This window comes from Clostridium sp., from assembly GCF_051654825.1.
In the GTDB taxonomy this organism is placed as follows: domain Bacteria; phylum Bacillota; class Clostridia; order Clostridiales; family Clostridiaceae; genus Clostridium.
Genome location: NZ_JBOFYU010000037.1, coordinates 1 through 9,015 on the forward strand (window position 1 = coordinate 1; position 9,015 = coordinate 9,015).

The following is a 9,015-nucleotide window of genomic DNA, read 5'->3' on the forward strand; positions in this document are numbered from 1 at the left end:
GCCTCTTCTAAACTTTTTCCTATACTTATTAAACTTTCCATATTGGTAATGCTTTCTTTATATGACTTTGATAACGGAAGTTCTTTTAGTAATTCCATTATCCCTAAGAAGTGAATTCCTTGATTGTATAATTTAGATATATTTCCTGCAATTATAGACATGCTTTTATAGTCAGGTTTTTTATTAAATTTAATAGAGTACTGCTTCATTTAACCCTTCTCCATAAACAAAACTATTATAATCCTTTAAAGTTATTTCTCCCTTAAAGAACAATTCCTTAACTCCATCTATCATTTCCTCATTTTTATTCCCATTTATTTCCTGGAAAATATTTGAATTTATTTCCGTAAACCCTCCTTTAATTTCAGAAATCATCTTTCTCCCCTTATAACCTGAATGATTACAAAGACTACATCCTTCACCTTTATATAGTATAATTTCTTTATCCTCTATAATCCTCTTCCCTTGAACTACTTTACAATCATCACACAAAATTCTTATTAACCGTTGAGATATAATTCCTACAATAGAGTCTCTAATCAAATACTCCTTAATATTCATATCTTCTAAACGTAAGAACACATCTCTTGGAGTTTTGCTATGAATGGTAGTATATACTTTATGACCAGTTAAGGAAGCGCTTACAGCAATTTCTGCTGTTTCCTCATCTCTTACCTCTCCCACCATTATTACATCAGGATCTTGCCTTAGTATATTTCTTAAGCCTGTTGCAAAATCAATATTCAACTTTGCATTTAAGCTCATTTGATTTGTTCCAGGTATAACTACTTCAATAGGATCTTCTAACGTAGTTATATTTATTTCTAGATTGTTGATTTCCTGTAAAATTGCATATAATGTTGTTGATTTCCCACTTCCAGTAGGTCCATTTACAATTACTAATCCGTTTTTAAGTGATATTATTCTTCTAAGTTTTTTGATTTGATTTTTTGAAAGGTTCAGATTATCGATAGAATAATTTAATACCATTCCATATAATATCCTTATAACCATTTTTTCTCCATAAACAGTAGGTATAGTAGAAATCCTTAAATCATACTTTACTTTATATATTTTTGTAGAATACTTACCATCTTGAGGCTTTCTCTTTTCAGTAATATCCATTCCAGCTAATAATTTAATTTTAGATATAAGAGGAGCATATTCATGATAAAATATCTTTCTATCAATTTCTAAAATACCATCTACCCTTATTCTTATAAGCACATCAGTTTCCCTAGGTTCAATATGTATATCTGATGCTCTTAAACTTATAGCTTTTTTTAATATCATTGATTCTAAATCTTCTTCTAATCCACTAAAAATTTTTTCTATAATCTCCAGTATTATCTCATTACTGCAAACCTCAGTTTTACACGCTTTTCTAAATGTAAAATTTAATTCACTATTTATTTCTTCTGTAAATTCCGTTGCAAGTACATAAACAAAATCATTATCTTCTTTAATGGGAAGAAAAGAATTTTTTTCTAATATTTTTTTATTTATTTTCCGTCCAACTTTAAGGTCTATGCTTTCTAAAATACTTTGTACTTTAACCATAATACCTCCTCCTATTAAGATATTTTCCTTTTATTTCATATTTATACTTAGAATTTAAAAATATATATAAAAAGACTAGTGATTTTTTAATCACTAGTCTTTTTACTTTATTTTAACAAAATTATATTTAAAATCAGTATCGGTAATAGCAGTTATTGACTCATCAGCATATTTATAAATATTTTCATTATTAAAGCTATCTATACTTCCTATAAATAATATATTTCCTTCATCATCAGAGGATAACCCCTTATCTAAATGAATTATACTTGGAAAATCAAATATTAATCTTTTAATTCCATTATCTATTTTATAAACTGAATAATTATCATCCTTAAGTTTACCAAGTAAATAAACTCCCTTATCAGTTATTTCAATATCACTAACTTCTACTATCTCATTAGTCAATTCTGTTACATCCTTATTTGAATCTATTAACTTTAATATCTTCTCGCTATTAACAGTCTCTTGAACAAATACTGTTCCATGTCTAGATGTTTCTAAAAACTCAATATATCCAACATCTAATTTATATAAAAGTTCTTCTTTATTTGTTTTTATATTATAAGTAAATAACCCATTATTTTTATCATCATCAATGCCATAGTAAACTAGCTGTTCTTCCCCAATCCAGTCTATTAAGTCACCAGAAATTGCTACCATGCTATCAAATTCTAGCTCCTCACCAGTTTCTGCATCTATTATAACTAATTGCAAATAACCTTCGTTTTTGAAATATGTTATAAATTTACCATTTGGAGAAATTTGAAGTTTAATTGGATTTTTTTCATTTATTTTTATACTTTCTTTATTATTATAAAGGTATTTTTCTCCATTGCTATTATATATGTATTTCCCACTATCTTTGTCATATTCGATGATAGTCTTATCTGTATCTAATTTACTATACTTTTCATCTTCTAAATTGTAATTTTTATATTCCCCATTTTCCTCTATTAAAACTGAACCACTACTAATTTCTATTTTCTCTTCTATTACTGTATTATTTTCCTTTCCACAACCTGTTAATGTTAAACAGGAAAATGATACTGCAGCAATAAATAAAACATATATTCTACTTTTCTTCATTATAATACCTCGTCCAATCCACTATGACTATATACATCTTTCTATAAATAAATTTCTTTTAAATTCTACTTACATTCATCATTATACCCCTGTTTATTATTCACTACAATAGCATATATTATTTAAAAATATAATGCTTAATTTTGTTATTTAAATATATTATATATTAAAATCGTTACAATATGATTACATTTTCATCTATTAATAATAATTTAATTTTTATTATAAATTCTTTGATTTAATATTGATTTAAATGTTATACTATTTTTAATTATACTAATGAAAGGATGAATTTATATGGCATTAGACGGAATTTATTTATACAGCCTTCTTTTAGATTTTAAATCTTCTATATTAGGAGCTAAAATAGATAAAATTAATCAACCAGAAAAAGATGAAATAATAATTACAGTAAGAAAGGACAGAAAAAACCTGAAACTACTAATTTCTGCCTCTTCTAAATTCCCTAGAATACATTTAACTGAAGCTACAAAAGTAAATCCTATTCAAGCACCATTATTTACAATGGTTTTAAGAAAGTACTTAATTGGTGGAAGAATAACTTCTGTTAATCAAATTGATGGAGATAGAATTTTAGAAATAGAGGTTGAATCTACTGATGAACTTGGATTTGACAGTAAATACACTCTTATAATTGAAATCATGGGTAGACATAGTAATATTACCCTTGTAAGAAAGCGTGATAATAAGGTAGTTGAATCTATAAAGCATATTACACCAGATATAAATAGCTATAGAGTTGTATATCCTGGAACAACTTTTGTTTATCCTCCAAAATCTAAAAAACTTAATCCATTTGATTTTTCATTTAATGACTTTAAAAATTATATAGAAGAAAATGACCTTTCTTTAAATGAGAACTTTTATTCTAATATATTTACAGGAATAAGCAAGCCCCTTTCAACACATTTATACAATGCTACAAAAGACAAAAACCTTAGCACTCAAGATATTTATGAGTTAATGTTAAAATTTGTTTTAACTTTGCCTGAAAATATATCACATAAAATTTTCTCTGAAAATGGATTAGTGAAGGATTTTTACTGTTTACCTTTAAGCAACTACTCATCATCTTATGAAGATATTTCATTCCAAAATCCTCATAATTTATTAGATGAATTCTTCTCTACTAAAGACAAGCAAGAAAGATTAAATAATCGTTCAATTGATCTTCAAAGGTTTATTAATACTAATATAGAAAGATGTTTAAAAAAAGAGCAAAAGCTAAATAACATATTATTAGAATGTAATGAAAAAGAAAGCTTTAGAATTAAGGGCGATCTTTTAACTTCTTATATATATACAATTAACAAAGGTGATAAAGAAGCTCATTTACTTAATTTTTACTCTGAAAATGAGGAGTACTTAACTATAAAATTAGATGAAAATAAAACTCCATCTGAAAATATTCAATTTTTCTATAAAAAGTATAATAAACTAAAAAAATCTGAAGAATCGGCATTAGAACAATTAGAAAAAAATGAAGAAGAACTTACTTATTTAAACTCTGTTCTTGTTAATATTTTAAATTGTGATAGTTACTTAGAAATTGAAGATATAAAAAAGGAATTAATTGAAACAGGATATTTAAGATTTAGAAAAATAAATAAATCTAATAAAAAAGAAAAAACATCTAAACCACTACATTTTGTTTCTTCTGAAGGAATAGATATTTATGTCGGAAAAAATAATATCCAAAACGAATATTTAAGTTTAAAATTTGCTAATAAGAATTATATGTGGTTCCATACTAAAAACATTCCTGGTTCTCATGTAATTGTATGTACAGATTCTATAAAAGATACAACATTTGAAGAAGCTGCTACTATAGCTGCTTTTTATAGTAAAGCAAAAAATTCTACAAAGGTACCTGTAGATTATACGAAAGTTAAAAATCTAAAAAAACCTTCTGGTGCAAAGCCTGGTATGGTAATTTATCATACTAATTATAGTATGTATGCTGAACCACAAGAATTTAAATCTTTTAAAATAGAAAATGAACAGATTTCAAAATAAAAAGAGCACTAAAAAGTGCTCTTTTTTATATATGATTTATTAACATATCACCATCATTTTTTATTAAGTTATTATCAAAGTATTGATAGTAATAACATTTAAGCTTACCATTATAAAGCTTTCTATTTTTAGACGCTTTTCTTCCAAACGGCCCTTCAAAGTTTTCAAATGATGTTAATATATTATATTCCCATGCTGAGAATCTTCTTTTAAATAGTCCAAAGGTTTTATATAAATTAAATACTTCTTCTTTTTCTCCTAATCTTTCACCATAAGGTGGATTAGTAATAACAAAAGCATATTTATTGCTACTTGAGAATTCATTAAAATCTCGTCTTTGGAATTCTATGTATTTAGATACTCCAGCTTTCTGAGCATTGCTTCTTGCAACTTTTAATATTCTTCCATCAATGTCATATCCAATAAGCTTAATATCTTTATGCTTTATTGCTCTTTCTGCACCTTCTCTTACTTGCTCAAAAATTTCTTCATCCATAGTAGGCCATGTTTCACAAGTAAATTTTCTACACATTCCTGGCGCAATATTTTGCATAATCATTGCTGCCTCTATTAATATAGTTCCAGAACCACAAAACGGATCAACTAATTCATAACTTTCTTTCCATCTTGATATAAGAACCATAGCTGCTGCTAAAGTTTCCTTAAGTGGTGCCATACCAGCTTCTTCTCTATATCCTCTTTTATGAAGTCCAGGTCCTGAAGTATCTATAGTTAATGTAACCTTATCCTTTAATATAGCTACTTCAATTTTATATAATGGCCCTGATTCCTCAAAAGTTTCTATACCATATGCTTCACTCATACTTTTAACGATAGCTTTTTTAACTATTGATTGGCAGTCAGGAACAGAATATAAAGTAGATTTAACAGATTTACCATTAACATGCATAATACCATCTTTCGGTATTAATTCACTCCACTTTATGTTTTTTGTTCCTTGGAATAACTCTTCAAAGCTTCTAGCTTCAAATTCACCCATATTAATTAAAATTCTATCTGCAGTTCTTAAATGAATATTTGCTATCGCTATATCCATTTCATCTCCAGTAAAATATACTTTTCCATTTTCAGTTTTTAAATCTTCGTAACCTAATGCCTTTAGTTCTTTTGCTGTTATACCTTCTAATCCAAAGGTAGTTGTAGCAATTAAATTATATTCCATTTTTATTCTCCTTCGTAAATGATTTAGCTCTCAAAAATCTTTACAGAGTCTACTCCATCCATTTCTAATATTTCAACTGCTATAATTTCTGATTTTGATGTTGGAATATTTTTTCCTACATAATCAGCTCTTATAGGTAGTTCCTTATGTCCTCTGTCTATTAAAACCGCTAATTGAATTTGTTGTGGTCTGCCAGCGTCAATTACAGCATCTATAGCAGCTCTAACTGTTCTACAAGTATATAAAACATCATCTACTATAATAACCTTTTTCCCTTTAACAGCTACACCTAAATCAATATGATTAACTTCAGGTGAGTCATTTATCTCTTTTATATCATCTCTATATAAACTTATGTCAACATAACCAACAGGCACTTCTACACCTTCAATGTTATATATGTTTTCAGCTATTCTTTTAGCTAATGGATAGCCCCTTCTTTTAATACCAACTAAAACTAACTCTTCAACACCTTTATTTTTTTCAATAATTTCATGTGAAATTCTAATTAAACTTCTTTTTACAGCTTTTTCATCTAATAAATTAGCTTTTAACTTCACTTAAATAGCCCCCTTATTTTCTTAATGTCTTTAAAATATTTGAGAAATACTCTGGTAATTCAGAATCAAACTCAATATATTCATTATTTTTAGGATGAATAAACCCTAATGTCTTTGCATGTAATACTTGACCTTCTAACTTGTATCTTTGCTTTTTTAATCCATATAAAGGGTCTCCTACTAACGGATGCCCAATAGAAGCCATATGAACTCTTATTTGATGAGTTCTTCCTGTTTCTAATATGCATTTAACAAGTGATGTACCATTATTATATTGCTCTAAGACTTCATAATGAGTAACTGCTCTTCTACCATCTTCAGTAATAGCTATCTTTAGTCTATCTCTTTTATGTCTACCTAAAGGCTTATCAATAGTACCTTCAGTTTTTACAAACCTGCCTTCAACTAAAGCATAATACTCTCTTTTTATGCTATGCTCCTTAAATTGGGCTGCTAAATTGTTATGAGCTTCATCATTTTTAGCAATTACTATTACACCTGATGTATCCTTGTCTATTCTATGTACTATACCTGGTCTAATTACACCATTTATACTTGATAAATCCTTACAATGATATAATAAACCATTTACAAGAGTTCCAGTATAATTACCTGGAGCCGGATGTACAACCATACCTTGGTTTTTATTTATTATTGCTACGTCAGCATCTTCATAAATTATGTTTAAAGGTATATTTTCTGCTACTACATCTAATTCAATAGGTTCTGGAATATTTACTTTTATTTCATCGCCTATTCTCACCTTATAATTACTTTTTACAACTTTTTCATTCACTAAAACATCATTTTTTTCTAATATTCCTTGAATAAATGATCTAGATTTTCCTTCAATAACTTCAGATAGATATTTATCTATTCTTGTTCCTTTGTCTTTTTCTTCAACTTTTAAAATAAGTTCATCCATAAATATGAATCTCCACTTCTATATATAATTCTTAACACATTATAATATATTAAACCTAGTTACTCAATACAATAAGCATATATATCTTATAAAAAACAAAAAAACCCGTTAAAACGGATTTTTTTTGTTATTTTTTTGCAAAAAAGCTTTTAATTTCATCCATATCATCAGTATAAACTTCTTCTACTACTTCTTGAGTTTCTTCTACAAGTTGTAATGGCTTTTCACCAATTAATTCCAATTCTTCAATTGGCTCCATAACACTATAGTTTTTTGTTAACTCCTTTTCAAGTTCATCAAAAGTTTGAGTTTGCGTATTCATAAAGTTTCTAAATTTCGCTCTAAATTTAATAAACTCTTGTCTAGTTCTTTCATATTCATCATTAATTTGAATTACACTATCATTTGCTTTATCAACTATTTTTTTAGCAGTTTCATTTGCATCTTTCAGTATCATATCGGCTTCTTTTTGAGAACTTTCTCTTGCTTGTTCAGCAGCATTTTGTGCTAATAATAATGTATTTTGAATAGTATTTTCTATTTTAATATAATGCTCTAATTGATCATTTAAACGAGCTAAATTTTCTTTTAATCTTGAATTTTCTTTATATAATTCCTCGTAGTTTTCAACTACTTCGTCTAAAAATTCATCAACTTCTTCTTGATTATAACCTCTTAAGCCTTTTTTAAATTCTTTGTTGTTTATATCCATTGGAGTAAGCTTCATAAAATCACCTCTATAAATTATGTATATTTTTTTATCTTAACTTTTAGTTTACCACTTTTACTTTCACCAACAATATCTCCAATTATAAACTTACCTATTCCTCTTATAGTTAGTCTAGAATCTTTTGATACTTCTTGGCTTTTATTTTTAACTTTAGTATAATCTAATAATACTTTCCCACCATCTAAAAGCTCTAAAGCTTTTGTTCTTGAAATCTTAGCTATTTTAGCAATAAAATTATCTACTCTTAAAGAAGCAACATTAACAATTTCCTCTTCAAAAGTTCTTTTTGGAATTAAACTAATATCATCTATCTTTTTTATACTTATTGTTGCCTTAGCTACAGAAGTTAAATTACTATAGACATACTCCCAGATTTCATCAATTACAGGTACATAAGCTTTATTATCAAAAACCTTTATATCTCCAATTTTTTCTCTCTCTATTCCAAGTGCTAGAATTGCTCCTAAATAATCTTTATGTTTAAGATCATAAAAACTAGATTTATTTTCAATTTCCAATAAAACTATTGGATATTCGAAATTATATGTATTATTAAAAGATACTACCCTTCTTTCACTTTCATCAAAAACACCTGAGGTATCAACTTTAAAAGACTTAGTGTTAAATCTTTCAAGAAAATATCCCCAAATATTAGGAGTATAGAAGGAATTAGTGAAAATAGCAATGTCTTTGTCGTATGCAAGCTTCATCTTGTCATAAACTCTAACAGCATCCCTTTCTTCTTCCTTAGAAAAATTATTAATAATAGCTATCTTTTCCTCTTTCACTTCTATTCTCCTCGTATAATATCTTTTGTAGACAGTTTTAAGTTAATTTCCAGTACCTAAACTTGCTACAATTTAAAAAGGACTGCTGGAAATTTAAAAGACAGTATAGAATTACTCCTAAACGTCAATATTTATATATGAAA

9 protein-coding genes are annotated in these 9,015 nt (G+C 27.1%); 1 reads left to right on the forward strand and 8 read right to left on the reverse strand.

What is annotated here, in order from left to right:
* The 3 genes from ACRDBA_RS02100 to ACRDBA_RS02110 all read right to left on the reverse strand — a co-directional run.
* The coding region (locus tag ACRDBA_RS02100) for a hypothetical protein (RefSeq protein WP_438571284.1) at window positions 1–209 on the reverse strand (209 nt) is incomplete at its 3' end.
* Window positions 190–1,560, reverse strand: coding sequence for a GspE/PulE family protein (locus tag ACRDBA_RS02105; RefSeq protein ID WP_438571285.1), 1,371 nt, complete (start codon window positions 1,558–1,560; stop codon window positions 190–192). The genes ACRDBA_RS02105 and ACRDBA_RS02100, both read right to left, overlap by 20 nt.
* A 102-nt stretch (window positions 1,561–1,662) precedes the next feature.
* Complete coding sequence (locus tag ACRDBA_RS02110) at window positions 1,663–2,649, reverse strand: hypothetical protein (protein WP_438571286.1); 987 nt, start codon at window positions 2,647–2,649, stop codon at window positions 1,663–1,665.
* A gap of 297 nt (window positions 2,650–2,946) precedes the next feature.
* Here ACRDBA_RS02110 and ACRDBA_RS02115 point away from each other — a divergent pair, with 297 nt between their 5' ends.
* A complete protein-coding gene (locus ACRDBA_RS02115) occupies window positions 2,947–4,686 on the forward strand; it encodes an Rqc2 family fibronectin-binding protein (protein ID WP_438571287.1) in 1,740 nt (579 codons plus the stop codon).
* Window positions 4,687–4,711: 25 nt separating this feature from the next.
* On the opposite strand, the gene ACRDBA_RS02120 is transcribed toward ACRDBA_RS02115, so the two are convergent.
* From ACRDBA_RS02120 to ACRDBA_RS02140, 5 genes are all read right to left on the reverse strand, one after another.
* Window positions 4,712–5,869: a THUMP domain-containing class I SAM-dependent RNA methyltransferase gene (locus tag ACRDBA_RS02120; protein WP_438571288.1), complete on the reverse strand. Its 1,158-nt coding sequence runs from the start codon at window positions 5,867–5,869 to the stop codon at window positions 4,712–4,714.
* A gap of 23 nt (window positions 5,870–5,892) precedes the next feature.
* The gene (pyrR, locus tag ACRDBA_RS02125) at window positions 5,893–6,429 is read right to left on the reverse strand and encodes a bifunctional pyr operon transcriptional regulator/uracil phosphoribosyltransferase PyrR (protein ID WP_438571289.1); all 537 of its coding nucleotides are present in this window, start codon (window positions 6,427–6,429) and stop codon (window positions 5,893–5,895) included.
* Between the two features lie 13 nt (window positions 6,430–6,442).
* A complete protein-coding gene (locus tag ACRDBA_RS02130) occupies window positions 6,443–7,354 on the reverse strand; it encodes an RluA family pseudouridine synthase (RefSeq protein ID WP_438571290.1) in 912 nt (303 codons plus the stop codon).
* Window positions 7,355–7,481: 127 nt separating this feature from the next.
* Complete coding sequence (locus ACRDBA_RS02135; RefSeq protein ID WP_438571291.1) at window positions 7,482–8,081, reverse strand: DivIVA domain-containing protein; 600 nt, start codon at window positions 8,079–8,081, stop codon at window positions 7,482–7,484.
* A 17-nt stretch (window positions 8,082–8,098) separates the two neighbouring features.
* Window positions 8,099–8,872 (reverse strand): YlmH/Sll1252 family protein, encoded by a 774-nt coding sequence (locus tag ACRDBA_RS02140; RefSeq protein ID WP_438571292.1) that lies wholly within the window; start codon window positions 8,870–8,872, stop codon window positions 8,099–8,101.
* Window positions 8,873–9,015: the final 143 nt, after the last annotated feature.